At 62.4% G+C, this 26903-nt stretch carries 33 protein-coding genes; 11 read left to right on the forward strand and 22 right to left on the reverse strand.

Annotated features, from left to right (window positions below; all coding sequences use genetic code 11):
- From P0X85_RS11670 to P0X85_RS11695, 6 genes are all read right to left on the reverse strand, one after another.
- Positions 1–219 (reverse strand): head-tail joining protein (locus P0X85_RS11670; RefSeq protein ID WP_275813329.1); only part of this gene is annotated, 219 nt, incomplete at its 3' end.
- 12 nt (positions 220–231) lie between these two features.
- Positions 232–1254, reverse strand: coding sequence for a major capsid protein (locus P0X85_RS11675; protein WP_275813332.1), 1023 nt, complete (start codon positions 1252–1254; stop codon positions 232–234).
- A gap of 67 nt (positions 1255–1321) precedes the next feature.
- Positions 1322–1702, reverse strand: coding sequence for a head decoration protein (locus P0X85_RS11680; protein ID WP_275813335.1), 381 nt, complete (start codon positions 1700–1702; stop codon positions 1322–1324).
- 97 nt (positions 1703–1799) lie between these two features.
- The gene (locus P0X85_RS11685) at positions 1800–3224 is read right to left on the reverse strand and encodes a S49 family peptidase (protein ID WP_275813338.1); all 1425 of its coding nucleotides are present in this window, start codon (positions 3222–3224) and stop codon (positions 1800–1802) included.
- Positions 3224–4720, reverse strand: a complete 1497-nt coding sequence (locus P0X85_RS11690; protein WP_275813341.1) for a phage portal protein — start codon at positions 4718–4720, stop codon at positions 3224–3226. The genes P0X85_RS11685 and P0X85_RS11690 overlap by 1 nt, the downstream gene beginning before the upstream one ends.
- Entirely contained in the window at positions 4720–4929 is a 210-nt protein-coding gene (locus P0X85_RS11695) for a phage head-tail joining protein (protein ID WP_275813344.1), read from the reverse strand. The genes P0X85_RS11690 and P0X85_RS11695 overlap by 1 nt, the downstream gene beginning before the upstream one ends.
- A gap of 60 nt (positions 4930–4989) precedes the next feature.
- On the opposite strand from P0X85_RS11695, the gene P0X85_RS11700 reads away from it, so the two are divergent.
- A complete protein-coding gene (locus P0X85_RS11700; protein ID WP_275813347.1) occupies positions 4990–5235 on the forward strand; it encodes a type II toxin-antitoxin system CcdA family antitoxin in 246 nt (81 codons plus the stop codon).
- On the forward strand, positions 5235–5531 hold the full coding sequence (locus tag P0X85_RS11705) for a CcdB family protein (protein ID WP_275813350.1): 297 nt from the start codon (positions 5235–5237) through the stop codon (positions 5529–5531). Before P0X85_RS11700 ends, P0X85_RS11705 begins: the two co-directional genes overlap by 1 nt.
- On the opposite strand, the gene P0X85_RS11710 is transcribed toward P0X85_RS11705, so the two are convergent.
- Both P0X85_RS11710 and P0X85_RS11715 read right to left on the reverse strand, forming a co-directional pair.
- Positions 5532–7586 (reverse strand): phage terminase large subunit family protein, encoded by a 2055-nt coding sequence (locus P0X85_RS11710; protein ID WP_275813352.1) that lies wholly within the window; start codon positions 7584–7586, stop codon positions 5532–5534. It lies immediately after the preceding gene.
- Complete coding sequence (locus tag P0X85_RS11715; RefSeq protein ID WP_275813354.1) at positions 7534–8076, reverse strand: hypothetical protein; 543 nt, start codon at positions 8074–8076, stop codon at positions 7534–7536. Before P0X85_RS11715 ends, P0X85_RS11710 begins: the two co-directional genes overlap by 53 nt.
- 139 nt (positions 8077–8215) lie before the next feature.
- Between P0X85_RS11715 and P0X85_RS11720 the strand changes: the two genes are divergently transcribed.
- From P0X85_RS11720 to P0X85_RS11745, 6 genes are all read left to right on the forward strand, one after another.
- The gene (locus P0X85_RS11720) at positions 8216–8425 is read left to right on the forward strand and encodes a DUF6900 domain-containing protein (RefSeq protein ID WP_116904225.1); all 210 of its coding nucleotides are present in this window, start codon (positions 8216–8218) and stop codon (positions 8423–8425) included.
- A gap of 12 nt (positions 8426–8437) precedes the next feature.
- Positions 8438–8656, forward strand: a complete 219-nt coding sequence (locus P0X85_RS11725; RefSeq protein ID WP_275813358.1) for a hypothetical protein — start codon at positions 8438–8440, stop codon at positions 8654–8656.
- Between the two features lie 10 nt (positions 8657–8666).
- Positions 8667–8951 carry a hypothetical protein gene (locus tag P0X85_RS11730; protein WP_275813361.1) on the forward strand — a complete coding sequence of 95 codons (285 nt, stop codon included), beginning with the start codon at positions 8667–8669 and terminating at the stop codon, positions 8949–8951.
- A gap of 102 nt (positions 8952–9053) precedes the next feature.
- Entirely contained in the window at positions 9054–9401 is a 348-nt protein-coding gene (locus tag P0X85_RS11735) for a hypothetical protein (RefSeq protein WP_275813364.1), read from the forward strand.
- Between the two features lie 55 nt (positions 9402–9456).
- On the forward strand, positions 9457–9858 hold the full coding sequence (locus P0X85_RS11740; protein ID WP_275813367.1) for a hypothetical protein: 402 nt from the start codon (positions 9457–9459) through the stop codon (positions 9856–9858).
- 37 nt (positions 9859–9895) lie between these two features.
- On the forward strand, positions 9896–10477 hold the full coding sequence (locus P0X85_RS11745; protein WP_275813370.1) for a DUF3489 domain-containing protein: 582 nt from the start codon (positions 9896–9898) through the stop codon (positions 10475–10477).
- A gap of 10 nt (positions 10478–10487) precedes the next feature.
- On the opposite strand, the gene P0X85_RS11750 is transcribed toward P0X85_RS11745, so the two are convergent.
- The 3 genes from P0X85_RS11750 to P0X85_RS15195 all read right to left on the reverse strand — a co-directional run bounded on the left by P0X85_RS11750 (position 10488) and on the right by P0X85_RS15195 (position 12670).
- Positions 10488–10697 carry a DUF7220 family protein gene (locus tag P0X85_RS11750; protein WP_275813373.1) on the reverse strand — a complete coding sequence of 70 codons (210 nt, stop codon included), beginning with the start codon at positions 10695–10697 and terminating at the stop codon, positions 10488–10490.
- Positions 10694–11962: a site-specific DNA-methyltransferase gene (locus tag P0X85_RS11755; RefSeq protein WP_275813376.1), complete on the reverse strand. Its 1269-nt coding sequence runs from the start codon at positions 11960–11962 to the stop codon at positions 10694–10696. Before P0X85_RS11755 ends, P0X85_RS11750 begins: the two co-directional genes overlap by 4 nt.
- 207 nt (positions 11963–12169) lie before the next feature.
- Positions 12170–12670 carry a hypothetical protein gene (locus P0X85_RS15195; protein ID WP_476748544.1) on the reverse strand — a complete coding sequence of 167 codons (501 nt, stop codon included), beginning with the start codon at positions 12668–12670 and terminating at the stop codon, positions 12170–12172.
- Between P0X85_RS15195 and P0X85_RS11765 the strand changes: the two genes are divergently transcribed.
- Positions 12639–13940: a Y-family DNA polymerase gene (locus tag P0X85_RS11765; protein ID WP_275813382.1), complete on the forward strand. Its 1302-nt coding sequence runs from the start codon at positions 12639–12641 to the stop codon at positions 13938–13940. The two genes, P0X85_RS15195 and P0X85_RS11765, sit on opposite strands and share 32 nt — an antisense overlap.
- Before the next feature lie 248 nt (positions 13941–14188).
- On the opposite strand, the gene P0X85_RS11770 is transcribed toward P0X85_RS11765, so the two are convergent.
- From P0X85_RS11770 to P0X85_RS11800, 7 genes are all read right to left on the reverse strand, one after another.
- Complete coding sequence (locus P0X85_RS11770; RefSeq protein ID WP_275813384.1) at positions 14189–14620, reverse strand: hypothetical protein; 432 nt, start codon at positions 14618–14620, stop codon at positions 14189–14191.
- 96 nt (positions 14621–14716) lie between these two features.
- Positions 14717–15247, reverse strand: a complete 531-nt coding sequence (locus tag P0X85_RS11775; RefSeq protein ID WP_275813387.1) for a hypothetical protein — start codon at positions 15245–15247, stop codon at positions 14717–14719.
- Complete coding sequence (locus tag P0X85_RS11780; protein ID WP_275813390.1) at positions 15240–15506, reverse strand: hypothetical protein; 267 nt, start codon at positions 15504–15506, stop codon at positions 15240–15242. The genes P0X85_RS11775 and P0X85_RS11780 overlap by 8 nt, the downstream gene beginning before the upstream one ends.
- A 95-nt stretch (positions 15507–15601) precedes the next feature.
- Positions 15602–16285, reverse strand: coding sequence for a hypothetical protein (locus P0X85_RS11785; protein WP_275813393.1), 684 nt, complete (start codon positions 16283–16285; stop codon positions 15602–15604).
- On the reverse strand, positions 16282–17292 hold the full coding sequence (locus P0X85_RS11790) for a helix-turn-helix domain-containing protein (protein ID WP_275813396.1): 1011 nt from the start codon (positions 17290–17292) through the stop codon (positions 16282–16284). Before P0X85_RS11790 ends, P0X85_RS11785 begins: the two co-directional genes overlap by 4 nt.
- Positions 17289–17684, reverse strand: coding sequence for a VRR-NUC domain-containing protein (locus P0X85_RS11795; protein WP_275813399.1), 396 nt, complete (start codon positions 17682–17684; stop codon positions 17289–17291). The genes P0X85_RS11790 and P0X85_RS11795 overlap by 4 nt, the downstream gene beginning before the upstream one ends.
- A complete protein-coding gene (locus tag P0X85_RS11800) occupies positions 17681–17950 on the reverse strand; it encodes a hypothetical protein (RefSeq protein ID WP_275813401.1) in 270 nt (89 codons plus the stop codon). Before P0X85_RS11800 ends, P0X85_RS11795 begins: the two co-directional genes overlap by 4 nt.
- A gap of 803 nt (positions 17951–18753) precedes the next feature.
- On the opposite strand from P0X85_RS11800, the gene P0X85_RS11810 reads away from it, so the two are divergent.
- Positions 18754–20052: a tyrosine-type recombinase/integrase gene (locus P0X85_RS11810; protein WP_275813407.1), complete on the forward strand. Its 1299-nt coding sequence runs from the start codon at positions 18754–18756 to the stop codon at positions 20050–20052.
- Here the strand turns inward: P0X85_RS11810 and P0X85_RS11815 are convergent.
- Positions 20033–20644 carry a hypothetical protein gene (locus P0X85_RS11815; RefSeq protein WP_275813410.1) on the reverse strand — a complete coding sequence of 204 codons (612 nt, stop codon included), beginning with the start codon at positions 20642–20644 and terminating at the stop codon, positions 20033–20035. The two genes, P0X85_RS11810 and P0X85_RS11815, sit on opposite strands and share 20 nt — an antisense overlap.
- 208 nt (positions 20645–20852) lie before the next feature.
- On the opposite strand from P0X85_RS11815, the gene P0X85_RS11820 reads away from it, so the two are divergent.
- Positions 20853–21845 (forward strand): helix-turn-helix transcriptional regulator, encoded by a 993-nt coding sequence (locus P0X85_RS11820; RefSeq protein WP_275813413.1) that lies wholly within the window; start codon positions 20853–20855, stop codon positions 21843–21845.
- Between the two features lie 163 nt (positions 21846–22008).
- Here the strand turns inward: P0X85_RS11820 and P0X85_RS11825 are convergent, their stop codons facing one another.
- Genes P0X85_RS11825 through P0X85_RS11835 form a run of 3 tightly spaced genes read right to left on the reverse strand, consistent with a single transcriptional unit; the run spans position 22009 to position 26894 of the window.
- Positions 22009–23133, reverse strand: a complete 1125-nt coding sequence (locus P0X85_RS11825) for an ABC transporter permease (protein WP_275813415.1) — start codon at positions 23131–23133, stop codon at positions 22009–22011.
- Entirely contained in the window at positions 23134–25869 is a 2736-nt protein-coding gene (rbbA, locus tag P0X85_RS11830) for a ribosome-associated ATPase/putative transporter RbbA (protein WP_275813418.1), read from the reverse strand.
- Positions 25866–26894, reverse strand: coding sequence for an HlyD family secretion protein (locus tag P0X85_RS11835; RefSeq protein WP_275813421.1), 1029 nt, complete (start codon positions 26892–26894; stop codon positions 25866–25868). The genes rbbA and P0X85_RS11835 overlap by 4 nt, the downstream gene beginning before the upstream one ends.
- Between the last annotated feature and the right edge of the window lie 9 nt (positions 26895–26903).

Genomic DNA, 26903 nt, shown 5'->3' on the forward strand with positions numbered 1-26903 from the left:
CTGTTCTTGCGGCCGAGGGGCCGGGATATCCGCCACCCGCACATCGATCCGGGTGGTGTCCGACAGGAGCCGCGCCGCTCCGAACGTGGTCACATCATCATTGCGACGCATGATGATGCGGATGCGGGTGAACTGCCCTTCGCTGTCACGATGCCAGGCCTCGTGGGCGAGGTTCGGATCAGCGAAGAGCAGATCGAGGGCCACGGCAAAGGCCGTCATGTCTCAGCGGCCTCAGTTCGAGCTGTGCAACCGGATCGCAAGACGTGGGCGCTTGTTCACCGGCAGGATTGAGGCCTCGGTCATGAGATCGATCCAGCGGCCTTTGGCGTCCATCATCTGCCGCGCGTAAAGCGGCAGGCCGACGGTGTTGGCCGTTTCGAGAAGGTTCGCTGGCCCGCCATAGGTGGTGAAGGTGTCGAAGGTGCCAAGCGGGAAGGCGATGCCCTCGCCCGCGGGGATCAGCCGCTCTGAGGTGCCGTTCGAGAGGGTGACCGAGCCGTTGTATTCCTCGAACAGGATGCCCGCGAAGGGGAAGGCGCGGCGCATGTCCTCGCGGAGCGGCTGGCCGCCCGTGGCGGAGAAGAACTTATAGGCCTCTTCGGTCTTGGGGTGGCTGATCAGCTTGTCGAAGAACTCCGAGCTTACCAGCGCATGCGCGGTGGTCATGGTCTCGCCCAGAAGGCTGTCCTCGATCCCACGCAGCACGGTGCGGACCTTGCCCTGGACATTGGTGCCAGCCGTGCCGAAGACGAAGTCGACCGAGATCTGCTCGAGGCCGAATTCAGTGAAGTAATTGTAGAGCGTCGTGCCTGCGCCATCCTTCACGATGCCGCGGAGCGCATTCATCTCCATGTATTCGCGGGTCTGCGCATGCTTGCGGCGCATCAGTGTGAGCTTGCGGTTCATCACCTCTACGAGCGGATCGGCTGCGTCCGACAGGCCCAGCGCGGGCATGCCCTGAATGTCGGCTGGCAGGATCACATCGTCATGCGGGATCCAGGGCAGGGCGAAGCTTCGCATCGAGCGCTGCTCGCGGGTGCCGACAGTGGCAGGCGCGCCCAGCGGCACGGACGGCAGCAGGCTCAAGACGCCTTGGCGCTGTTCGATCACGATCGAGCGCTGTGTGACGCCTTCAAAACGGAAGAGGCCGATCTGGCCGAGGCGGGTGTAGAGGTTGGGCAGGATGTTAATCGCCTGCGTCATCTCGGCGAGCGAGTAGCCGCCCGCGTCAAACGGGTTGCGGGTGATGGTCATGGGGAAACTCCAGAGAAAGAGGGGGCTGCGTAGCTGCGTGTTCGGGATCAGGTTACGATCAGTCAGTTCAGGCGGCGTCGCGCGGGATGATGCCGAGCGCTGTCAGCTGGGCATGCTTGGCGGCCGTCTTTGCAGCGTCATCGACGCTGGCGTCGAACACGAGCGTGGCTTTTGAGACGATGGCGGGGCCGCGCACGACCACGACCGCCTCCGCGTCCGCCGCGCTGGCGTCGGTTGCGTAGAGCAGGACGGCAGCAGCCGTCTGGGCGCCATCGGTGCCACCCGAGGTGGCGAGCTTGTACTTGCCGCTGGCGGTGATGCGGCCCAGCACAGCGCCGACAGGGTAGCTGGCGCCGGCCAGCAGCGTGACGGTCTCGCGGGTAAAGTTGGGGTTCAGCTCGTATTTGAGGACATCGCCCATGGTGGGCGGTTGGGTCAGCACGGACATGGGCAATCTCCTGAAGATTGGGTGTCAAAAAGAAATCCCCCGCCGGGGAGGAACGGCGGGGGATCAGGTGGGCGGTGCAGATTTCTGGGAGAGCAGTTCAGCCCCTGCTGCCCGCCGAGGCAGCCTTCTTCGCGGCCGCCACAATCGGGCTTTCCAAGGACTTGGGGAGAACCGGGGAGGGTGGCGCGGCAACGATGTCGCGCGCGTCAGCTGCTGCAGCGGCGCGCTGAAGGACCAGTTTGCGGAGGGCTTCCGGGGCCGTGCCGTCGCGCAGCGCCTTCGCGGCATCGATGGTGATCCCGAGGCGGCCTGCCTGCGCCGCGATCTCGGCGATCTCCGCCGCTGCCTCGCGAAGCTGAACTGAGAGTTCCGCCAGATTGCTGGGTTGCGCGGCCGCCGGGGCGGGCAAAGGCGCCGCAGCTGCGACGGGCGCGGGGTCTTCTTCCTGCACGCCACCGGCATCATCCAGGGCATCCGAACTCTCAGCAGTGCTCTCCATCGCCGTGTCTTCCGTGTTAGTGGTTTCAGGAGTTTCCTCAGCAGTGTCTCGATGGGCGTTCATGGCGACCTCCATTGGTTTGGTATGAGCGGCGTGGGGCAGCCGCGCGGTAGGTGATGGGACGGACAGGCTCTCGCGGAATCGGGCAAAGCCACGGGTGAGGTCGATCACCTCATCGGCCAAGCCAGCGATCACGGCATCCGTCCCGCGATAGGTCGCAGCCTCTGTCGCCAGTGTTGCCTCCTGGCTCAGTCGCCCAGCGCGGCCTGCAGCAACAGTCTCAGAAAAGAGGAACCGCAGCACATCGATCTCGCGCTGGATTTCGTTGCGCACGTTCTCGGGCAGCGGCTCATAGGGATTGCCATCGACCTTGTGCATGCCGGAATGAATAAGCGTGACCCGCACCCCATCCTCATCCAGCTGACCACTGAGATCGGCATGTATGACGACAACCCCGATACTGCCCACGGCGCCAGTGCGCGGCAGCAGAATTCGGTCGGCCTGGGAAGCCAGCGCATAGCCGGCCGAGAACGCATGCTCTGCGACAAAGGCCCAGACGGGCTTGCTGCCCCGGATTGCCCGAATGCGATCGGCGAGGTCGAAAACGCCGGCCACTTCGCCTCCGAAACTATCGATTTCCAAGGCAATGCCGCGCACCGCCGGATCACTGGCCGCCGCTTCGATCTGAGCGGCGATCCCCTCGTAACTGGTCTGGCCCGAGGACTGACCGATCCAGCTCCCGCGATGAATAAGAACGCCAGAAATCTCGATCACGGCGATGCCGTCCACGATCGGGTAGGGCGCATTGCCATGTTGCTGAAGTCGTTCGGTAAGGTTTCCGGCGAGTATACCGGCGCGGGCGGTAAGGCTGGGAGCGCCATCTTCTGCGTCGACGCCATCAGCCAGTTCAACCTGCCGTCCCAGGATGCGCGGCCCGAGGCCAGATAGAAACGCCATGGCCTTGGACGGTTCGACCAGCAGCGGCGTGTTGAAAGCGCGCGCGGCAATACGGGCATGGAGCATCAGGGTTGGTCCTCGTCAGGGAGCGGGCGGTCTTCCGCGTCATCAGCGTCATCGATTGGCTCGCTCACCTCGTCTTCGAGCGGAACCGTCTGCACGCCCTGCGCGGGCGATCCTGGCCGGCGGAAATCAAGGCCCAGCGCACGCTCGCGGTCCCGCTCTGCGGCAATCTCACGATCGACCTGCTCCGCGTCATAGCCGCGCTCGGCGATGGCCTGGGTGCGGGATTTGAGCCCTGCCTCGATCTGCGCGATCTCTGCATTGGCGTCCTTCAAGGGATCGACCCAATCCCATTTCGTGGGGAGCCAGTCGGCGGCAAGCATGCGTGGGCGCTCGGCCTCATAGCCGGGCAAGGCCAGCGCGCCGGAGAGCACCGCAAGATCGAGCCACCGTGCATAGACCGGGCGGCAAAGCTGATAGACCATCACTGAGTGCTGCCATGCTGAAACCCGCCGACGGAACTCGATCAGCGCCAGGCGTGAGTTCGAGAAGTTTCCCTTCACCATGTCATTGGCGAGATACGGATAGGGGATCCCGAGCGCGGCCGAGATCTGCAGCAGCGTCCTATACTGGAACGGCTCATAGGTCGCTCCGCTGTCAGCCGGCTGGCCCACGGTCACATCCTCGCCAGGATCCAGCCGGACGATCTGGCCCGGACTGATCTCGACGCCAGAGGGCATTTCTTCATCGTCCAAGGGCGCGAGCGGGTTCTCGGGGGCAGGGGAGGTCACGAACATTGCGTACATCGCGGCGACCTTTTTGCGGTCGAGCTCGGCATCGTCATATTGGTCGAGCAGGAACAGCTTCACGATGGCGGGCGCCAGTTTCGAGACGCCGCGCAGCTGCCCGCCCTCGACTGGGTCGATCACATGGATGACCTCCGAGGCGGGAACGCGCACGATTTCTCCCGAGAGCCCCGGATCTGTGCTGTCGCCCGGGTGACGGCGGAAGAAGTGATAGGCGACGCGCCGCCCGATCCGGTCGAACTCGATCCCCTGGCGGATGGCGTTGCCGTTGCGCGCCACGCCTGTTTCATGCAGTGGCAGCATTTCCGAGGGCAGCATCTGCAGTTGGAGCGGAACCGTGAGGCCGTCCTCCACTCGCCGCGGCCGGATACGAACGAAGACCTCACCGGCTAAGAACACCTCCCGCGCGGCGCGGCGCTGCAGCCCGTAGAAATCCGTTAGCCCCTCGGCATCGGCCTCATCCGTCCAGGCGAGCCAGAGCCGCTGCAGCTCTTCTTTCCTTGCGGCATCGGTGAGCTTCGAGATCGGCTTGATTCCGTCGCCGACCGTATTGGCCGCCCAGCTTTCGACCGCATTCACGGCATAGCCATTGTTGCGCACGAGCCAGCGCGCACGGGCGGTGATGTCGGGGCCTGCTGCTGCGATCAGCGCATTCACATGCGCGCGCGTGGCCTGGAACCCGCGCAGGCGCCGATGATGCTGACCGGCATCAAACCCACCGATGAAGGCGCCTAGGCGCTGCCGCCAGTTCATCACAGATCCTTCACGGCGAAGGGGCGGAGCACACGCCCAGCGCCGCGCTCAAGTTTGGCAATGCGACGTTCGACATCACCGATCGCAGCGGCGAGTTCGGCATCCGTGCCGTAGTTCACGGTCTTGCCGTCATAGCTGACCGACCGCGTGCCGCTGTAGCGCGCGGATAGCAGCGCGCTGTGGCGGAGTTTCAGCTCGTCGAGGGTCATGGAGTGCTCTTGTTTTGCACACTTTGAGTGTGTATATTTCGTATGCGTCAGGAGGTTCCAATGCAGCACGCCACCACAGAAAAGCAGCGTACCAACGTCACCCTCACGGCCGCCAACTTGGCGGCCGCTCGAGAGTTGGGTCTCAATGTATCAGCCATTAGCGACGCCGCAGTTGCCGAAGCGGTCCGCTTGGCAAAGGCGAAAGCTTGGGCACAAGAGAACGCGACAGCCATCGCAGAGCGCCGAACCTGGATCGAAGCCAATGGAACGCCTCTGGCGGATCTTCAGGTATTGAAGATCGGCTGATGGCGCAGTTTCATGTTTATCGGGTGCCTGGCGATCGTCTCGTGCTCGACCTGCAGACGGATTTGATCGAGACCGGCACGCGCGTGGTTGCTCCGCTCATACCCTTGGCTTCAGGTCCTAAAGCCATCGGTCGGCTTGAGCCGGTGTTGGATATCGATGGTACCGCTTATGTGCTTCACACCGCTGAAATGGCCGCGGTTCCGTCCGCGTTGCTCAAGGGCGGGCCTGTCGTTGATCTATCAGCCTCAGATTACGAAATCCGTGGGGCGCTCGACATGGTGTTCTCCGGCTTTTGATCACTCCATGTATTTGGGTGTGCTGATCTTCCAGCCGCGCCGCCGGGGCGTTGCAATCCGCCCCGCTTGCGGCTCGATCGATTTCTCGGGCTCGGCACCCTGTGCTGGGACAGCCGTTTCCACGCCCGCCTGGTTCTCCAACTGACGCCACATCCGTTCGTCAAAGCGGTCGGCGCCGAGGATCCAAGCGGCGGCCCGCGCATAGACCCGTGTGTCCAGCGCCTCGTTCCGCTCGCGCATCTTCTGCCATTCCTGGCGGGCGTAACCGCGCCGGTCGCGGATGGTGACCAGTTGTTCTGCCACGAGCTGCTTCAGCCATTCGCTGTCTGTCCAGTCGGGCAGGTGGATCATGCCCGCGGGATTTGGCACGCCCAGCTCGCGATCTTCATCGGACGGTCGCTCAAGGCGCAGATAGCGATAGGTCTCGGCCTTGAAGGTGGCCGTGGCCACCGTCCAGAGCCGTGCCCCACGTTTGAGCTTCCGTCCGTTCACCGTCGCGTCGACGAAGGTCGGGCCCGACACTGGCGTGGCCCGGTTGAATCCCTCGAGCCCCTTTACAGGCGCCACCTGAGCGGTGCCCTGCTTTCGGGACCAGGCATAGACCGCCGCGGACTCGTAGCCCGTGTCGATGGCAAGCTTCGCCAGCGTCATGAACGCGCCGTTCTCATGCGCCCAAGTCTGGCTAAGAATGGCGGTCAGCCTCTCCCAGCACGCCGGGTCATCCGGCCCGCCCGGAAGCACGATGTGATCGATGAGCCAGCTTTCGAGGCCGCGGCCCCAAGCCCAGACATCGACCTCGATGCGATCCTTCTGGACGTCAGCACCGGCAGTCAGGAACAACCCGCCCATGGGCACCTGAGCGGCAAACACCTCACGTCGGTCCGCCAATCGCTGCCATTCCGGCGCATCGCCGCTTTCAACCCAGGTCTCGCCCAGAAGCGTGTTGCGCGCTGCGCGCAGCATCTCGTCCGAGCCCTGGGCCGCCAGCCAGTCCCGCGCGATCTGCTCCCAGCTTTTCCAGCCGATCGGCGAATAGAGGGCTGACAAGTGGAAGCCGATCGCTGACGGATCGGTCGAGGTTGCCGTCGCCCGCCATTCCCCATTCGCCAGCATTTGCGTTTTGTGGTGCTCGGCGATCGGGCGCTCGCAGCCCTCGCAGGCATAGGCCGCGGTTTCCGGCCGGCCCTTGTCCCAGCGCAGCCGTTCAAACTGCAGCCATTGCCTATGGCCACAATGCGGGCAGGGCACGAAATACCGCCGCTGGTCGCTGGCCTCGTACTCGCGCTCGATCCGAGAGAGCCCGCGGATCGTTGGTGTCGAGACCATGAAGACCTTGCGCCGATGCGCGAAGGTCGTGGTGCGCGCCTCGGCCAACGTGACCGGATCGCCTTCTTCGTCGGCCGAGGCTGGATAAGCATCGACCTCATCCAGAAACACATAGCGCGCTGGCATCGAGCGGAGGCCCGTCGCCGAATTCGCTCCCGTCAGCACCAGAATGCCGCCGGGAAACTCCTTCGACAGCATCGAATTGCCAGCATCGCGAGAGCGCGCCGGCTGCACGCGTTCCTTCAGCGCTGGGCTGTCTTCAATCAGCGGATCGATCCGCCCCCGAGAGGTCCGCTTGGCCATCTCCACAGTAGGCAGCACCGCCAGCATCGGGCCCGGCGCGTGATGGATCACGAAACCGATCCAGTTGTTGCCCGCTTCCGTGGCCCCGACCTGCGCGGCTTTCATGAACGAAATCCGCTGCGCCGGGTGCTTTGGCGACAGCGCATCCATGATCTCGCGCAGATAAGGCGCGCGAGCCGTGCGATACCGACCGGGTTCTGCTGCCGCCCGCGACGACAGCCAACGATGCCTGTCGGCCCATTCGGACACTGTCAGGTCCGGGTCAGGCCGCATGCCTCGGCGCCAAGCGCGCAGGATATCCTCGGCGCCGTCAAAGGCGAGATCGAGCTCCTCGGTCAGATCGTTGTCGGTCAGGCTGTGTTCATTGTCTCCTTCATGCAATCGAGACCCGGAGGTCTGCGAGGGCGTCGAGCTGCTCTCGGACATGGGTTTCCAGCACCCTCTGCAGGATCGCAGTCTCGATCGTCACGGGCACCCCCGATGCCTTCTCCATCTCTGCGGATAATTGCGCGGCCATGAGGGCCGCGACGCGGGTGGGCCAGGTGACCCAAGTGTCGCGCTCCTGGCGCGCGAGGCGGAACACCAGCGTCTCGGCGCGCGCACGGTCGACCAGCACGCCCTTCTTTTTCTGGATGGCCAGTTGGCGTTCTTGCGCCTGGTACACCGTCAGCGCAGTCCGGGCTTTCAGATAGGAAGTACTGTCGCCGGGACCGGAGACGGCACCTTCGCCGACGCTGCCCCGCGATCGCATCTGCTGGTCTGGATCAGTCATCGCGCCCCGACGCGCATCAGATGCTTCGGCGTTGATCGACCCGTCGGCAAAGAGCACCAGCCGACCGTTCTTTCGCGCTTTTTGCACCGCGCCCCGAGAGAGGCCGGAAGCTTCGGCATAGGCACGCTCGGACATACCTTCCATGGCGCTGAGATGATCCTCAATACATTGAAATTAAACAGAAAAGTGCCGATTGTTCAGTTGATTACACTCCCGGATCGAGCGATTCATGGTCTCAGAAGGCGGGTGCATCGCACCCCGCACACAAGGATCGGATACCAACATGACCCGCCGCAAAACCACCAACCCAACTGCCCAGCGCGACGCCCAGCTCCTTGAGATCGCCCAGCGCCAGTTCCGCATCGAGACGCTGGAGACCCAGAACTGGGACCGGCTGGATTTCCACGATGTCGCCGTCTGGGCCATCCGCGCCGCGCTCGAGGAAGCCTTTGAAGCCGGACGCCGCGCAGGCCCAGCCAACACCCAAGTCTGAAAGGACATCCCCATGACTGCCATCACCACCATCCGCATCGACCACGCCGCGCTGCCGGAGCATCTCGACTGCTCGCGCCCGGACGCCGTCGCCGAGGTCATCGAGACTGAGCTGCGCGATGCGGGGATCACCGCCGAAGCCTCCGACGTGATCTCGCACATCAAGATTGAGCTGCCGACCACGCAGCTCGCTGCCGCCAGCACCCTGCTGGCGAGCCTCAAGCTGATCTGAGGGCGCGACGATGAGCACCCGCGCGCAGATCGCCATTCAGATCGGGCCCGAGGAATGGGCCCACGTCTACGTCCACTTCGACGGTTACCCGTCCCACATGCTGCCCGCGCTGGCTGCATGGAATACCGAGGACATCCTCGCCGCCCGCGAAATCCGACAGGTCACTGCCGAGGCGCTGGACTGCTTCGATCCGCCCCGCGCGCCCCGCATCCTGCCGTGTCCGACCTGCGAGCTGTCCCATCTCTATGTCTGGCAGGACGGGGCATGGGTCGATGCGACGACCTCTGCCGAGTGATCATAAAGCAATGAAATTGCTACTATTTCTCTACGACATCTGGCGCTTCAGAGCGATGGTCATCGCACCAAAACGATGCAACTCACCTGAAAGGCCCACGCCATGACCAACCCGACCGCCGCCCTGATCGCCAACTTCCGCGCCGCCGTGGAAGAGATCGAAGCCCGCCTCGCGCCCAGCGCCTGCGCCACGATCGCCTCGCACAACTGGATCGTCATCGACGACTTCGGCCCCCTCAAATTCGAACTAACGCCCGAGGGCGGGAAGCATCGCGCCACCTGCACGGGTCACGGCAGCGCCCACAAGGTCAACCGCTTCACGAAGGAAGATGCCGAGCGCCTCGCAGCCGCTTGCAACGCCCGCGCCGCCTTCTGGGCCGACGCGGCGCTCGAAGAGGCCGCGGCGCTGCGGAGCCACATCGCGACGCTCGAAGCACTCAGCGCCGCCTGAGCCTTAACGGGCGGGGCCCAGCGCCCTGCCAGCCCCCATCACGAGGATCCCGACCATGATCACGCATCCCTGCCTGCCCAGCCGCAACGAGGATTACGGCTTCTTCCGCACCCTGACCGTCTGCCCAGAGCGCGACCGCCGCAGCGCAGAGGTCTGGGCTCTGGCCTCGCGCATGATTGCCGAGGCCATTGGGGCCGACAGCGAAGATGAGATGATCGGCATCCGCGACTTTCTCGACAGCCGGATCGGTCGGCATTTCGCCGACGATGTGGTCGGCAACATGACGGGCTGCAACATCGGGCTCGAGGCCGCAATCGTCTCCGCGATACGCCGTTGGCAGGGTTGGCGCATCGATCGTGCCACAGAACGCTCCGAGGGCATCCCCGCAGGGCTGCCTTACCTGACGGGTTGGGTCCAGCACTTCGCTGTCGAGGCCGCGATGGCCGACAGCGACTGACCCATCCCCGACATCCCCATCACAATAAGAGGCCAAGATGCCCAAACTCACCGATACGCAGTCCATCATTCTCAGCCGCGCTGCCACGCGCCCCGACAATCTCGCCATGCCGCTGCCTGAGGGGCTGGCAGGCGCTGCGGCCAAGATGGCGGTCGCCAAGATGATCGAGCGCGGCTGGCTCGAAGAGGTCGAGGCCAATCTGCGTCGTGGCGATCCGCGCTGGCGCGAGACCGGCGATGGTCACGGCACCACGCTGATCGCGACCGAAGCTGGCCTTGCCGTGATTGGCATCGAGCCCGTCGTCGCGACGACCATGACCAATCTGCGAAAGGCGAAGCTGGACCTAGCCTCGACGGCAAAGGAGCCCGCCGAAACATCACCCGATGCCGACACGCCGCAGCCAGTTGCCATCCGTGCTGGCACCAAACAGGCGCAGATCATCGCGCTCTTGCAGCGACCCGAGGGGGCGTCCATCACCGAGATCGTCGAAGCGACGGGCTGGTTGCCCCACAGTGCCCGAGGTCTGATCTCGGGCGGGCTGAAGAAGAAGCTTGGTCTGCCGATTACCGCGCAGAAGGTCGCTGGCAGAGGAACCGTCTACAAACTTGAGGCTGCTTGATACCTCGCCCTCACCGCAGCCGCTCGAACAGCCTGCGCAGCGCATAGCTGCGCACGAGCGAGATCCCGGTGAAGATTGAGCCAATGGCAAGGTTCTCGCCAAGGCTGGGGTGAATGCCGAACCATGGGAACACCACGATCTGCGTGATCAACGCCAGCAGATAGCCCACGGCGACATTGGTGATCGCCTCGACCAGCGAGAGCCGTCGGGATTGGGTCACGCGGCCAACCGCTGCGACTTGAGCGCCGAGAATGTCTCGCCGCTATCCGCCAGAACAGCCTCTTCGCCGGTGAAGGCTTGCCAGCGCTCGATTGCGACGTCGACATAGACTGGGTTCAGTTCAACGCCGAGGCAGATCCTACCGGTCGTCTCGGCCGCGATGAGTGTGGTCCCGGATCCCATGAAGGGCTCATAGACCGCCTGGCCGGGGCTTGAGTTGTTGAGGATGGGGCGGCGCATACATTCGACGGGTTTCTGAGTCCCGTGCACCGTGGCTGCATCCTGATCGCGGTTGGCGATCTGCCAGAGCGTGGTCTGCTTGCGATCGCCGGCCCAGTGGCCCTTGCCCTTGGCACGCACCGCATACCAGCAGGGTTCGTGCTGCCAGTGATAATCTCCGCGGCTGAGCACCAGCCGGTCCTTGGCCCAGATGATCTGGGAGCGGATGCCGAAACCCGCGGCGATCAGACTTTCGGCCACGGTCGCGGCATGCAGCGCACCGTGCCAGATATAAGCAACATCGCCGGGGAAGAGCGACCAGGCCTCGCGCCAATCTGCGCGGTCGTCGTTCAGCACCTTACCGGTACGTTTGGTCTTTGCGGCACCCGCCTGGTTGCGCCAGGACGGATCGTAGTCCACGCCATAGGGCGGGTCAGTCACCATCAGGAGCGGCTTCACACCGCCAAGAAGTCGCCCAACGACATCTCCGCTGGTACTATCTCCACAGATCAACCGATGCGAACCCAGCTGCCAGAGGTCACCCGCCACCGAGACCGGTGTCACCGGGGGCTCGGGGATGTCGTCCTCGCCCTCTATCGACCCGTTGTTCGCGTCATCGTCACCTTGTGCCGCGTTCAGCAACCCCTCGAGGAACTCGTCTGAGAAGCCCAGCAGGTCAGTATCAAAGCCCAGCGCCTGCAGGTCGATCACTTCCAGACCCAAATTGAGTTCGTCCCACTCCGCCATATCCGCGACGCTGTTGTCCGACAAACGCAGCGCTCGGCGATGGTCCTCATCAAGATGCGACAGGCGCAGTACCGGGATCTTGCTTAGGCCAAGCTGGGTCGCGGCCATGATGCGCCCATGCCCGGCGATGAGCTCGCCATCGTCGGAGATCAGGCACGGCATGGTCCAGCCGAACTTGAGCATATTGGCCGCCAGTACGGCCACCTGGTTGTCGCTATGCAGGCGCGCATTGCGGGCATAGGGCCGCAAGCGTTCGATCGGCCAGAGTTCGATCTGGCTCGGCATGAATGGGAGATCCATAGGGCAGGGCTCGCACAGGCGCGCGGAATGTCCTGTGGCCGCCTAGGGGGGCGCCAAGACTTGGGATCCGCGATGTCAGGAAAACGAAACGCCCGCGAGGGCATCCTCCGGGCGCAATTCTTCGATGATCTAGGGGTACGTCAAGGGGGGCAGCTTTGTCAAATTCAAAATGAGGTCTGCACGGATTGACGAATCCCCAGCATTTGTTCACCTTATGTTTCTGTCCTGCCCTTGTTCTGAATTCTCACCATGCAAACACCCGCTGACGATCCTTCCGTTTGTTTGCTGCCAGTATTCAGCAGCCGTGTCCCGGCCGGGTTTCCGAGCCCGGCCGAGGATCATATCGAGGGCAAACTCGACCTCAATCAGCATTTGATCCGGCGGCCCGCTGCGACCTTCTTCGTGCGCGCGAGTGGTGAATCCATGCGCGATGCCGGGATCTTTGATGGCGACCTTTTGGTTATCGATCGCTCGCTTGCGCCTCAGGACGGGGATGTTGTGATCGCTGTGGTCCAGGGCGACCTGACGGTCAAACGTTTGGCTCGCACGCGTGGAAATACCTGGCGCCTTGCTGCCGCGAATGCGGCGTTCCCAGACATCCCCGTCGATGAAAATGGTTGCGAGATCTGGGGCGTGGTGACCAACAGCGTCCGCCGCCATTGCCAGCGGTGAAACCATGCCGACTTTTGGCTTGGTGGATTGCAACAACTTTTATGCCTCTTGCGAGCGGGTGTTCCAGCCGGGTCTGGCTCAGCGTCCCTTGGTCGTCCTCTCGAATAATGATGGCTGTGTGATTGCGCGCTCGCAGGAAGCAAAGGCGCTTGGTATCCCGATGGGGGCGCCGCTCTTCAAGATCAGGGGGATAATCAGTGACCACGACGTTGTTGTGCGTTCGTCGAACTATGCGCTTTATGGAGATCTGTCCGAAAGGGTGATGAGCCTTCTGGCACAGGAGGCACCGCGTGTGGAAATCTACAGCATCGATGAATGCTTCCTGGATTTGCACAGGCTCGCCGTCCCTGATCTCTCAGCGTGGTGCGCCGACCTGCGACGAAAGGTCAGGCTCTGGACAGGGATTCCCGTTTCGATCGGGATCGGTCCGACCAAGACGCTGGCCAAGATCGCGAACAAACTTGCCAAGGGGTCACCCCGTGCAGGGGGTGTGCTGGACCTTGTGCATCATCCTGACTGGATTGAGCCCGCGTTGCGCAAAACACCTGTTGGGGATGTCTGGGGCATTGGTCGCCGGTGGTCTTCCATGTTGGCAGACCGGGGCATTGCGACAGCGTTTGATTTGAGCCGCGCGCAGGATGGATGGGTGCGTCAGCGTATGGGAATCGTGGGTCTGCGCACCGTTCACGAGTTGCGGGGCATAGCTTGCCATGATCTGGAAACTGAGCCGGCCCCGAAACAGACAACCTGCTGCTCCCGAAGCTTTGGTAAGGCAGTCTCTCAGCGCGAGGAGGTTTATTCTGCGTTGCTATCGTTCGCGGAACGCGCGGCAGAAAAGGTCCGCGTCGGAAATCAGGTGGCGGGGGCACTGCAGGTCTTTGTTTCGACCGACCGCTTCGACACCAAGGCGCCGCCGTACAGCTCGGCTGCGACCATCCGATTTCTGGTCCCCACCGCTGACGCCCGCGATATCGTGAAAGCTGCTGGGCAAGCCTTCGACAAAATCTGGAGACCAGGGTTCGCCTATCGCAAGGCGGGCGTGCTTTTGTTGGATCTTGCGGAGCCGGGGGATCGGCGAGCTGGATTGTTCGACCAACGAATACGCTACAGCGATGATCTCATGCAGGCCGTGGACGCCATCAATCAGCGTCACGGGCGTGGTGCGATAGCGTTCGGTCTTGCCCCGAAATCGAGGGGACGGCTCTGGGCAATGAAGCAAGATATGCTTTCGCCGCGCTACACCACGCGCTGGTCTGATTTGGCGGTTGCTCGGGCGAATGAGGCTGCAAATGGTGCGCTGGATTAGGTGGGTTCCTCGACGCTGGTTTTGGCAAGGTGGATTCTTGACAAAAACGGTAAAATCCACTTTCGAGGTAATCCGTGCTGCGCAACACATTGTAATTACGTAGGTATTCTGGCTGACGCAGATGGGGTGGCTTGCAAGTGGATTCCCCGGTGTAAAGGCCAGAGGCTAGAAAACTTGCGCGCTGCGCCCCCCCGTATATGTGTAGGGCCGGGGAGGAACCATGCCGGGGGGGGCTGTGGTCCTAAGTCTCACCAAACAATGTCTATAACGCGACCGTCACTGTGCTGGCACACTCCTACGCCGCCGGCTGTGGTAAAGCCGCTCGAGTCAGCATATTGAAGTTGGCAGGATAGGGTCGAACCCTTGGAGCCCAACAACACTGCCACAAAATCGCCCGTGTAACTCGACCCTACAATGGTAGTCGTCCCAAAGGCTGTGGTGCCGCCCGCCGTGGCTGTGCCGAACCCGGTTCCGATAGTGGTACTTGCCCCACGCATCACCGCTTTGCCATTGAAAGTTTCGCCGTCGATCACGGCAGTGAGCATATCGCTCGACATGCCTTGTTCGTAGGAGAACTGAACTGGTTGGCCAGATCCACGGACAGCGCCTTGCATCGTTCCGCCGCATGCCGATAGTAGACTGATGCTGGCGACCAGCATGGCATTTACAGCATTCTTCATCTCAGCGCTCCTGCTTTCCGAGTGTTGCTCGCAACTGGACATCAGAGTCGTCCGAATTTCAAGGTCGACACGCTGAATTCCCAATAAGCAGGAAATTTAGACTTGGCGTGGATTGGCGGCGCGTGCACGAGCGCGCGCTTCATTCGCCCCCTTGGACGTGATTAATACCCAAGTCGCAAATGCAATTTTGTCGTTGCGGCCAGCCCCAGCGAGCGCACTGATGCTATCCTCAGCCAGTGTGATGAAACTCAGAGCTTCAATTTTACTGAGTCGGATCATCGGATCATAGTCCGCGGCATGCCGGGCTGCCTGCAGCTGCTTGAAGGCATCAGAAAAATCCTTGATCCCTTGAGGAAACGCAATGTTTGCTGCCGCATTGCATGCATTTTTCGCAGTCCCATGATCAAGGCCTCGGTAAACCTCGACCCAAGCTTTGTTCGGTCTTTTTGCTTTCGTCTTGCCAACCAAGGCGTCAGCACAGGTCCGCGCCAGCCCATGAAAAACCGCATAATAGGCCGCGCTCACGGCACGGCGCAGGTCTGCTTGTCTTGGCTTTCTCACCCCATTCGAAGGACAAAGGGTTTTCGCCGACGCGATTAACCCCTTTGAGAGCGTGGTATCAGGCATGCGCTTCCATCGGGCGAATTACAGGAAATACACCCTCAAGCTCTTCGCCCAATACAGTCTTAACGCGTCCGGTCAGGCCAAAGAACTTGCCAGAAAAATCACGCGCCGTTGTATCCCTGCCAAAGTGTACACGAATTAGCAGTACTTCTTCGCCGCTCTCACCAACCGACGTTTCCATTTCGACGCGTTGAACTTTGCCTAAAAAGCGATCACGAATGACACGCTCGACGGCATCACGACGTTCCTCCGAGATTTTCATGTCTTAGCCTTGATTGCATTGTTTAATTTTTTGCTTTCATCCACGCTAGCACCAAGATGGAACCCTCGCAACGAATGTGAAGAACCCGGCCCATGTCATGGTCCGCACATGCGTACCCATGGATACCTCTTCGGTGCCGTGTTTGTCACATCAATTTCCCGCAACATTCCCCCAGCTTGAAGTCCTTCCCCCACCCATTCTAGCGCCCGCCACCAGTCGTCATATGCCCGCCGTGCAGCCTCAATCTGCTGCGGATGGGGCGAGAACGTCACTGGGCACGCGAGCACCTCTACTGTGCGCCACTTACCGCGCGACAAAACACGATCGGTCCCGACCACCACGGTGGTAGCCCGCTCTCCATGCTGGTTCCGCTTCGTCTCAACCGGCACACAGCGCGGCGCCACACCAGGCATCCAGTCCGGCGTCAGCCCAGCGCGGGCGAGCTCGGCAACCCGGATAGCCATACGCTTGCCGCCCAGACTGTCGGGCATCCCAGCGACGGTGGCCGCGATGACCTCGGCGTCTTCATGGGTGTAGCTGCCGATCTTGTAATGGCCGCCGTCGATCTTACAGCCAAGGATGGCGCGCTGCAGGAGGACGTATTCGAGGCCGAAGCCAAACCCTTGCTCGCGCTCGGGGTCGGGCGGCTCGGGCAGTTCAAGCTGGGCATGCTCAACGCGGAATGCCCACTCCAGCGCTTGCTGAACCGACATGGACCGCTTCGGTCGGCCCGGCGCGACACGCCCGGCGCGTGCCTGCAAATTGCGATCGTGTTTCATCGAATCCCCCGCTCGCGGAGGCGCTCCGCCGTCACCAGCCCACGCGCAAGCATGGCGTCGCGCATGGAATTCGAGATTGCACTTACGGGAACGTAGCGATCGGAGTTCACCATCTCGGCATAGAAGACTGGCAGATCCGTGATTGGTCGGGGTCCCTGCGGCGCTGCCGTCTTCGGCTTGCGCCGTTTTCGTGACGCCTCATCCGCCTTGCGCTGGGCAGCGCGCTGCATGATACGGTCCAGCGCCTTGGGCCCATCGGGGGGCTCGGGGTGTTCCCGCCGCGACGCCTCTGCCGCCTCGAGGATTTCAGCCTTGCTCAGCCAGAGGTCGGTCTGCCAGCGCCGAACATGTTCACGCGGCGGCCAGCCTTGCCACCAGCCGGGCAGGGGGCCGTCAGGGTCAAAGCCCAACGCCGATAGCAACGAGCCGAAAAACGCCTCATCAAGGCCGTCACGCGCCTGCGCGCCCTCCTCCTCCTTTACTGGTTTACTTACTGGTTCTCTTACAAGTTTACTGTCCGGATTTCGGACACGGCTCGGGGCATTTTCCGGACACGGCTCGGGGTGAAAAACGGACACGGCTCCGCGTCCGGATTTCGGACGCGGGGACTGGCTATCCACCGGCGATCTGGCAATTTCGGCAGCGTTTTCGGGGGCCGCGAAGGGCAGGTCGTCTTGCGCGTCACCGCCATGTCCGGTTTCCGGACACGGGGCTGGCCGATCTTGGGCAAAGGCCGGCTCTAAGGCCAAGATGTAGCGGGTCGGCATCTGTCGCTTGTTGCCAGGATTGAGGCGCTGCACGCGGCGGATCAGGCCCGCCGTCTCGAGCAGGGCCAGATGCTCGTTCAGCGTGGATCGGCTGATCTCGCAGTCCTCGGCCAGCTGCTCCTGGGAGGGGAAACAGCCGAAATCCGGATTGAACCGATCGCAAAGATGCCAAAGCACGATCTTGGTCGTGGGCTTCAACCCGCGCTGCTGGATGGCCCAGTTGGTGGCGGCATGGCTCATGGCGCTGGCCTCCTGACCTGAGGCGTTACGCGCGTAGTGAAGCCATGATCTGACAAGGCGCCCAGCGCATCGTCCAGTGATCGTACCAGCGCCCAGCCATAGCCCTGCGCGGTCACCGCATCACGAAACGCCTCCTGCGCTTGGCTCAGCCGACCCTTGAGGGATTTTAGTTCAAGGAAGAGGACGCGCCCGGCGCAGAGCACTATCAGATCGGCAAAGCCGGGATGGACGCCCATGCCGACGAGGATCGCCTGCCGCTTGGCTCCGCGCGGTCCGGTTTCGGTGATTTCATTGGGGCAATGGTGAATGATTGCGCCCTTGGGCAGCGCGAAACGCAACGCCGTGACGACAGCGCGCTGCAGATCCGCCTCGGGTGTGCCGCGACGCTTCATCGGTGGCCCTCCCGGTCTGACCGGAGATGCTTCGTACGGCCGGGCGACTTGGCGTCGAGGACAACGAGCAGGATGCGGGCATCCTCGCGCTCCTCGGGCGTCTCGCCATGCTGGACCAGGACATTGCAGGCCAAGCGCAACAGATGGTCGGAATGGTGAACCACATCAGCGACGACGATGCGCGCCTCGCGACGACGCTCGTGAATCCAGTCCTGGCGGGCGCGGTCGCGCGCGCTGGGCTTGCGGAAGGGCAGGGGAATGCTCATCGACGTCCCCCATGGCACTTGCGCCGCGATGCTGTAGTTTCCTGCTCTTCGAGCCATTCCAGGACGGTGGCGCGGCGGTAAAAGACTTTGCGACCCGCCCGGATACATGGCGGGCCGGATCGCAGAACGTCCCAACGACGCAAGGTGTCCTCGGACACTCCGAGTTGTAGCGCGAGGTCGGTCCTGCTGATCCATCCTCCCAGCAAGCCGCCTGACTGCCTTGCAATGCTTTCACCGATTTCGTGCGATTGCATGATGTCCCTCCAGTTTTGCGCCCCGATGCGGGCGATTTCCGAGGGCTACTCAGGCACAGGCTTGAGGGTGGAAGGGAGGAACGGGGTGGAATGGAACCGCGAAACCCGTTCCGCCCCCATATTTTATTGATGATTTCGTGCGCCGCACGGCCACCGTCCTTCAAGCTGAAGCCACCTCGCAGGCCACCCTCGGACCGGTTTCGGCGACACTCGGCGGCAAATCCCCTGAAATCCCGGCATTCGCGTGCAATTCGGGGGTGGAACGCCGCAAAACGCGTTCCACCCCCTGTAATTATTGAAGATTCGCAGCTTCCAGCGCGGACCGGGGCTCGCATGGAGGCTCAAACGTCCTGCCTGCGGGTGTGACAATGTTCGACAGCGGGACAATCGCACGTCACGTAGCGGCAAAATCTTCAAGAAAACTTGGGGGTGGAAGCAATCTGTCTCCACGATGCCACCCTGTTCCAGCCTTCCACCCCGGTCGCCATGCTCTGCTTGATGAGGGTCTGGATCTACGCCTGATGACAGGTCCAGGAGAAAGGATTTGGCATGGTGAACAGACAGAAGCTGACCGAAAAGGTTCTACGAGAGGCCATTCCCGCCGAGGGGCGCGACTATCAGATTTTTGACACCGATGTGCGTGGCTTTGCCGTCTGCATCTATCGGGGCGGCGGCCGCGCCTTCACCCTCGATTATCGCTACGCCGGGCGCCAGCGCCGCATGACATTCGGGCGTTGGCCTGAGTGGAGTGTCACGGCGGCGCGGGAACGGGCCAAGGAACTGCGCCGCGAGATCGACGCAGGGGGTGACCCGCTGGCCAAGCGCGGTGCTCTGCGCGAGGCGCCGCGCGTTACCGACCTGATAGAGCGCTACGTCGAGGTGCATTTGCCCCATCTCGCGGCTCTGAATGCTGCCGACCAGCGATCCATGATGGAAAAGTTCATCGGGCCCGCGTGGGGCAGGATGCTGGTCACGGAGGTTTCCGCCTATGACGTCGAGTTGCTTCTGACCAAGGTTGCCGAAGGACGCGCACGTCCCGCCAAGCAGAAGCCGAACAACCGCGCGCGCAAGCTGCAAGGGGCCAAGCCCACGCCGGTGCGCGCAAACCGTGTCGGCGAGGTGATCCGCAAGATGTTCGCCTATGCCATCAAATGGGGGTGGCGCGAGGACAATCCTGCCATGGGGTTCCGCCGCCGCATGGAGACGCCGCGCGAACGATACCTGTCGCAAGAGGAAATCTCACGCCTTGCCATGGCGCTTGATGCGGCACAGGACGATCGTGCTGCGGGGATCATCCGCCTGTGCATGTTGACGGGCGCGCGCGTGGGTGAAGTTCGGCAGGCCCGCTTTGAGGATTTCAACCTCGAGCATCTGAGCTGGACCAAGCCTGCCAGCACGACCAAGCAGCGCCGTGTGCACCGTGTGCCGATTTCCGATGAGGCCGCGGCGATCGTCCGCCAGCGGCGCATCGCTGTTATCAAAGGATCGCCATGGCTTTTCCCGGGCGACACGCCGGGCCAGCCCGTGCAGGAAATTCGCCGATTCTGGGCGCGCATCCAGAAGGACGTTGGGATTGAGGACGTGCGCATTCACGACTTGCGCCATACCTTCGCCTCGCTGCTGGTGAGCGGCGGCGCGTCGCTGGAGATGATCGGCAAGTTGCTGGGCCACAGCCAGATGCAGACAACCCAGCGCTATGCACACCTGATGGACTCGCCCCTGCGCGCCGGTGTGGGTGCTGTGGCAAGCGCGTTCAAACCAAAGCCCCGCCTCGTGCACAATGCCCAGCCCCAGCCGGCTGATGTTACACACTCTGAGGCCAGCCCGCTCATCGCTTCGGGTGCTTGAATTTCAATGCCTTCAGGATTGGCGCCAGCCGCAGCCGGATCGATTTTTCGTCGGGGAAGGTTCCGTCCTCAGACTGCATCGAGAACCAGTCCTGTAACTCCCGGATCCACTCGCCTTGCGACTTCGGCAGGCCTTCCTCGAAAACGCGGCGAGTAATTTCGACATTCATCCCCGCCCAATCGTACTCCCCGCTATCTCCCAGCCCAGCGCCCCCGGCGACGCGGCCGAAGAGGTCGTTGGTCATCTCGAATTTGTGGACATCCTGGCCGAGGATCATCATGTCGCCGATCGAGACCAGAACGCCTTCTTCAGGCGTCGTGATATACAGCCAGTCAGCCTCTTCGATCCGTCTGATGCGTTGAAGATGGGCTTCCTGCGGGCCCGTCCCGCAGCGTCTGAACATGGGTAAGATATCAGCTGGATCGATGCTGATCATGCCGGCCACACGTTCGTCACCGCAGAGCACGGGCGGTATGCCTGTGATGATCTTGAGCGATCCCGTCGCGGCCCAGCCCGCAATGTCGGAGACCGTACAGCCCCAGCGCGCGGCTGTTTCGTGCACAGGGTAGAAGGCGCGTTGTGGAAGTCCCATTGGCAGAAATCCTTTCAGTTGAGTTGCTGCCACGCCGAATGAACTCCATGCAAAGCAGCATCTTGGCCGTGTTTTGAGACGATGGGCGATGCCCGGGGGCGGCCGTCTGGATGATTCGGCTCGACCACGAGGCCATGGTAATTTACCGTGGAGGTAAGAATCTTACCCCCTCGATGCTGCTTGGGCATTTTCGCTACGGAGGCAGGCAATGTCGTTCGTCAAGGCACGGGAACTGCTGCGCATCGCTGAAATGGCCAAGGCGCGATACCGCGGGGTCAGCCTCCGAGACATCATGAGCGAGTTGTCAGTGAACGAGCGGACCGCTCGACGTATGGTACGCGAACTGGAGGATCTCTGCCCCAAGGTTCTGATCACCGAAGATGAGGAACGGCGGCGGTACTGGAAGCTGGCACAGGTTCCGTTCATCGACCACCGCGTCGTTCATGAGAAGGAGCTTTCGGCGCTTGATCTGGCAATCCGGCGTGCAGCGCGCGATGGCGCAGAAAACGAGGTGGCAGCATTGCAGAGCATCCGCGATCACCTCGTCGCATCTGTCCCCCGGGTGCATGCGAGGTCAGCTGAAGTCAGCTCGGAAATAATGATGCTTGCAAACGGCTTCGCATGCCGTCCTGGACCTGCCACGAGGATACAGAAACACCACCTCGAGGCGCTGTTCAACGCCCTGGTCCATCCGAGCATGATCGAGATCACCTACACCAGTGCACGCAATCCGGAACCTCGTACCAAGCTTGTCGAGCCGCATGGTGTGATTGTCGGCACGCGACATTACCTTGTGGCCCGCGATGGGCCAGATGATCGGCAGTACAAGCAATACCGTTTGGATCGGATCAGCAAAATCCAAGGCACCGCAACGCTCTTCGCGCGAGACCCTGATTTCGACATCGAGACTTACAGCACCTTCGCTTTCGGCTCATACTTTTCCGAGGAGGAACACGGCCTCGTGCGTTGGCGCTTCACTTCGCGTGCGGCGCCAGTAGCGCGCGAATTCGTGTTTCATCCAACACAGGTTCTGACCGACATGGCCGATGGCAGCCTTCTCGTGGAATTCACGGCCAGCGGTTGGGTCGAGATGGCCTGGCACCTGATCATCTGGGGCAACGATGTCGAGGTCCTTGAACCGCCAGAACTGATCTCAATTCTCGACGAGGTGCGGCGCGGTGAGGTGAAGGTTCTGCCTTGAGAGATGCCAGAGTAGCGACGTGGAGGGCGGATTGCGGGCGTTCGGCGTGACATCAAGTTCGGCTCCTAAGCCTCAAAAGCGGTCTTGCGGTGGATGGGGCGGAACTGCGATCCACCCCATCTCTGGCATTTTTTGCTCTGTCCCGCCAAACGCGCGTAAATTTCTATCCTGTCACGCTCATGGATCGTCGGAACAGCAGCAGGCTCGCCGTGAAGAAGACTGCCCCCAGGCCTGCCATCAGCGCCAACTGAGGCCAGACCGCGTCGATGCCCGCGCCACGAAACACCACCGCCTTGGCGAAGGCGAGGAAGTGGCGCGAGGGTAGCGCCTGTGTCAGCTTCTGCACCAGATCGGGCTGGCTTTCGACCGCGCCCATCCCGCCCGACAGCATGATGACCGGGATGATGACCACGATCACCAGCAGGGCGAACTGCGCCATGCTGCGCGCAACTGTGCCCAGCAGCATCCCGATGGCCGCCGCAGCCCAAAGATAAACCGCAGCACCCGCCACCAGCAAAGGCACCGATCCGACAACCGGCACCTGCAACAGCCCCTGTACCACCAGCAGCAACGAGCCGATGAACGCCACCAGTACCACGATCATCGTGGCCAGCACCTTCGACAACGCCACCTCGGCAGGCGTCAGCGGCATCACCATCAGATGCTCGATCGTGCCATGCTCGCGCTCGCGCAGCATCGCGGCCCCGGTGAGGGCGATGGTCAGCAGCGACAACTGGTTCAGCAAGGAAGACATCGATTTGAACCAGACCGGGTTGCCATTGGCGTTGAAGGCACGGCGCAGTTCCAGCCGCAGATCAGGCGGCGGGGCATCAGTGCTGCCCGACAGGAACTCAAGGCTTTCCAGCTGGACGATGTTGCGCAGATAGTCCGTGCCCAACTGCGCCTGCGACACCGCCGTCGCATCGGCCAGAAGCTGTGCCATGGGCACCTTGCCAGCAATCGTATCAGCCGCAAAATCAGGCGGAAAGGCCAGCGCGAACATGATCTCGCCGCGATCCATCGCTGCGGCGGCCTGATCGGCGTTTAGGTAGACCGGTTCCTGAAACCACGGCGGCATCAGGGCCCCGGCGATCTGCCGCGTCAGGGCAGAACGGTCCTCGTCCACAATCGCGATGGCGGCATTCTGCACCGTATCGGCGGCGCCGCTGGCCTCTAGCATCACGGCGACGACGAAAGACCACAGGATCAGAATGACCATCACCGGGTCACCCAACACACTTTTCAGCTCTTTGCCGATCAGCCAGAAGATATTGGCCAGCGATTGCATCTACCGCTCCTGTTTGCGCAGAAGGGCGATGGCAAGCCCGGTGAACAGGGGGCCGAACACCGCCAGCCGCATTAGTGCGCCGCTAAGATCGGCAAAGCCAAGGCCCTTGGTGTAACTCCCGACGCTGACGGCCATATACCAAGTCGTCGGCCAAAGGCTGCCCAGCACGCGCGCTGGTCCCTCCAGCGAGGATACTGGCGTCAGCATGCCCGAGAATTGCAGCGTCGGCATGACCGACAGCACCGTGCTGGCAAAGACCGCCGTCACCTGCGTCGACGACATCATCGACACCAACAACCCAAAACCGGTGGCGGCCACGGCATAGACCAGTGTCGCCAGCAGCAGAAGCATAGGGTTCCCCCGCATCGGAACACCCAGCACCAGCACGACAAGTGTCGTCAGAATCGCAAAATTCAGCAACGTGATGCCGATATAGACCAGTTGCTTTCCGATCAGGAATTCGGCGCGGCCACTGGGCGTGACATAGAAATTGGTGATAGTGCCGATCTCTTTTTCCCGCGCGACGCTGACCGCCATCAGGATCGCTGGAAACAGCAGCAGAAGAAGCGGCGGGATGGACGGGCCAATTGCAGGCAGGCTTGCCATCGTCGGGTTGTAGCGGAAGCGGGGGACAAGCTGCACCAGCGGCGATGCCGTCGGAACAGCAAGGCCCCTGGCCATGTCCGCCGCAGCCACCGCATGGGCACCGGCGACATAGCTTTCAATCGTGCCTGCCCGTCCGGTATCGGCCCCATCAAGATTTGCGGCAACCTCGGCCCGACTGCCCTGTCGCAGATCTGCGCCAAATCCGGGCGGGATTTCGAGCGCCAGCGCCAGTTCGCCGCTTTTCAGCCGCGTCTCCATCGCCAGCGCGTCCCTGATGGGGGAATGGACTGCAAACCATTCGGTATCCTCGAAAGCCGAAAGATAGGCCCGGCTTTCCGGGCTTTGGTCATGGTCAAGTGCTGCAAAGGGAATGTCGCGCACCTCCTGCGAGATGCCGAACGACATGATCAAAAGCAGCAGTGCGCTGCCCAGAAAGGCAAAAGCCAGCCGGACCGGATCGCGCCACACCTGCATCGCCTCGCGCTCGGTATAGGCAAAAAGCCGACGCAAGCTGAAATCGGCCGCATCGGATACCACATCGCTTTCGGGGGCGAGCGTGGTGGGGCCTGACGGTTCTTCCGGTGGCAGGGCTGCGGAAATGAAGCTGATGAACGCCTCTTCCAGCGAGGTTGTCCCGCTTTGCGCGATGATACCGGCGGGCGTATCGGTGACCAGCACCTTGCCTGCATGCATCAACGACATACGGTCGCAACGCATTGCCTCGTCCATGAAATGGGTGGACACGAAGATCGTCACCCGGTCCCTGCGCGACAGTTCCAGCAGCAGTTGCCAAAAATCATCGCGCGCCTGTGGATCGACGCCCGAAGTCGGCTCATCCAGGATCAGGATGTCCGGGGAATGGATCACCGCCACCGCAAGCGACAGGCGCTGGCGCAACCCCAGTGGCAGGTCATCGGCGCGCTGGTCAAGATGCTCGGTCAACCCAAAGCGCGGCACCAGATCGGCCAGGCGCTGCGCGGTCAAGGCGGCACCAAGGTGGAACAGTCGGGCATGCAGCATCAGGTTTTCGCGCACGCTCAGTTCGCCATAAAGCGAAAAGGCCTGCGACATGAAACCAACGCGACGGCGCGCGTTCATCCCCTGCGCCTCGATCGGTCGGTCGAAGATCCAGGCTTCGCCCTCGGTGGCGGGCAAAAGCCCGGTCAGCATCTTCATCGTCGTGGTCTTGCCGCAACCGTTCGAGCCGAGAAACCCGAAGATCTCGCCGCGCGCGATTTCGAAACTGACCGAATCCACCGCCGTAAAATCCCCGAAACGACGGGTCAGACCGCGCGCCAGGATGGCGATTTCGGTGGTCAGGGGCGCATCTGCCGGGTCCAGTTTCGCCGCCGCGTTTTCAGGTGCATCCTTTGTCCCCTCCGGCTGCATCAGCCGGACATAGGCATCGCCCACCGATCCACTGCCGGTGCGCTGCATCAATTCCGTCGGGCTGCCTTCGGCCAACACCCGCCCCGCGCCCATCGCCACCAGATGATCGAAACGTGCGGCTTCCTCCATGTAGGCAGTTGAAACCAGCACACTCATCTGCGGGCGGTCGGCGCGGATTGCATCGATCAGATCCCAGAACTGGCGCCGCGACAGAGGATCGACGCCGGTCGTCGGTTCGTCTAACAGCAGGAAATCCGGATCGTGGATCAGCGCACTGCAAAGGCCCAGCTTTTGCTTCATACCACCCGACAACTTGCCCGCCGGACGGTCAAGGAACGGGTAAAGCCCGGTCGCGCGGGTCAGGCGATCAATACGGGCGGACCGGTCAGCACGGCCAAGTCCGAACAATTTACCGAAGAATTCAAGATTTTCGCGCACCGAGAGATCATGGTAGAGGTTCCGCCCCAGGCCCTGCGGCATGAAAGCAATGCGCCCGCCCATGCGCGCGCGGTGGCGGGCATCGTTCATGTCGCCGCCCAGACAGTGCACAGCGCCCGTCTGCAAGCGTTTCGCGCCGGCGATCAGCCCCATCAGCGTGGATTTTCCTACACCGTCGGGGCCAATCAGCCCGATCATGCGCGCGCCGGGCAGCGATAGTGACACATCGTCCAGCGCCGTAACCGCGCCATACCGGTGCCGCACATTGTTCAGTTGCGCGATGGTTTCGGGGCTTTCGGTCATGGCGTGGTCGGCGCGCTGCCTTGGGGTATGTCCAACGTCGGCGGGGTCAGACCCTCGGGCCATTCTGGCAGGTTGCCATCAGGTGCGGCCAGCCGCACCCACGCCACGCCGCGCACTCCGGTCTTCACTTGATCGATGCGCGCCATCACCAGTTCCGGCGGGATACGCACCCGCACCCGGAACATCAGGCTTTCGCGTTCGCTGAGAGTTTCAACCTGTTTCGGGGTGAACTGTGCCTGCGGTGAAACAAAGGCCACTCGGGCCGGGATCGACATTCCCGGCATGATGTCGGCCACGATCCGGGCCTCGTCGCCGATCTTCACACGTGGCGCATCCGCCGCGGACAGGAAGAACTCCATATGCACTTCCTCAAGGCTGACCAGCGTCAGGATCTTGCCACCGGCACCGACGATTTCGCCGGGTTGCGCCAGTCGATACAGCACCCTCGCAGGCCCACCTGCATAAAGCGTGGCATCTGCGATCCGGGCCGCGATTTCGTCGCGCGACGCCTTTTCCGCATCTACCCCGCGTTCCTGTGCTCGCTGCGTCGCCCGGGCCGCAGCAAGCCCTGCGTCGGCCAGTTGCGTTTCGGTGCGCTGGATATCCAGTTCTACCTGAGAGATGACATTGCGTGCCATCAACGCCTCGGCCCGGTTCTGTTCGCTTTGCGCCAGCGCCAAGCGGGCTGCGGCCTCGGTGACATGGGCCGCGGCAACGCCGACTGCGGCCTCGGCGCTATCCACGGCAGCCTCGGCACGAGCAAGCTGCGCGCGCAGTTCGGTGGTGTCCATGACCGTCAGCACGTCGCCTGCCGCCACAAGATCACCCTCGCGCACGCGGATTTCGGCCACCCGCCCTGCAAGACGCGGCGAGATATCGACCATGTCCGCCTCGATCCTGCCGTTGCCCCGGGAAAATCCATCAGGCGGAAGATCCGAGGGTTTGAACAGCACGGTCCAGGCCCCAAAGCCAAGGACCCCGGCAAGAACAAGGGCGACGATGATGATGGAAATCCGGCGAGACATCTGTTTTCT

This window comes from Pseudothioclava nitratireducens (assembly GCF_029210495.1).
GTDB classification, from domain to species: domain Bacteria; phylum Pseudomonadota; class Alphaproteobacteria; order Rhodobacterales; family Rhodobacteraceae; genus Pseudothioclava; species Pseudothioclava nitratireducens.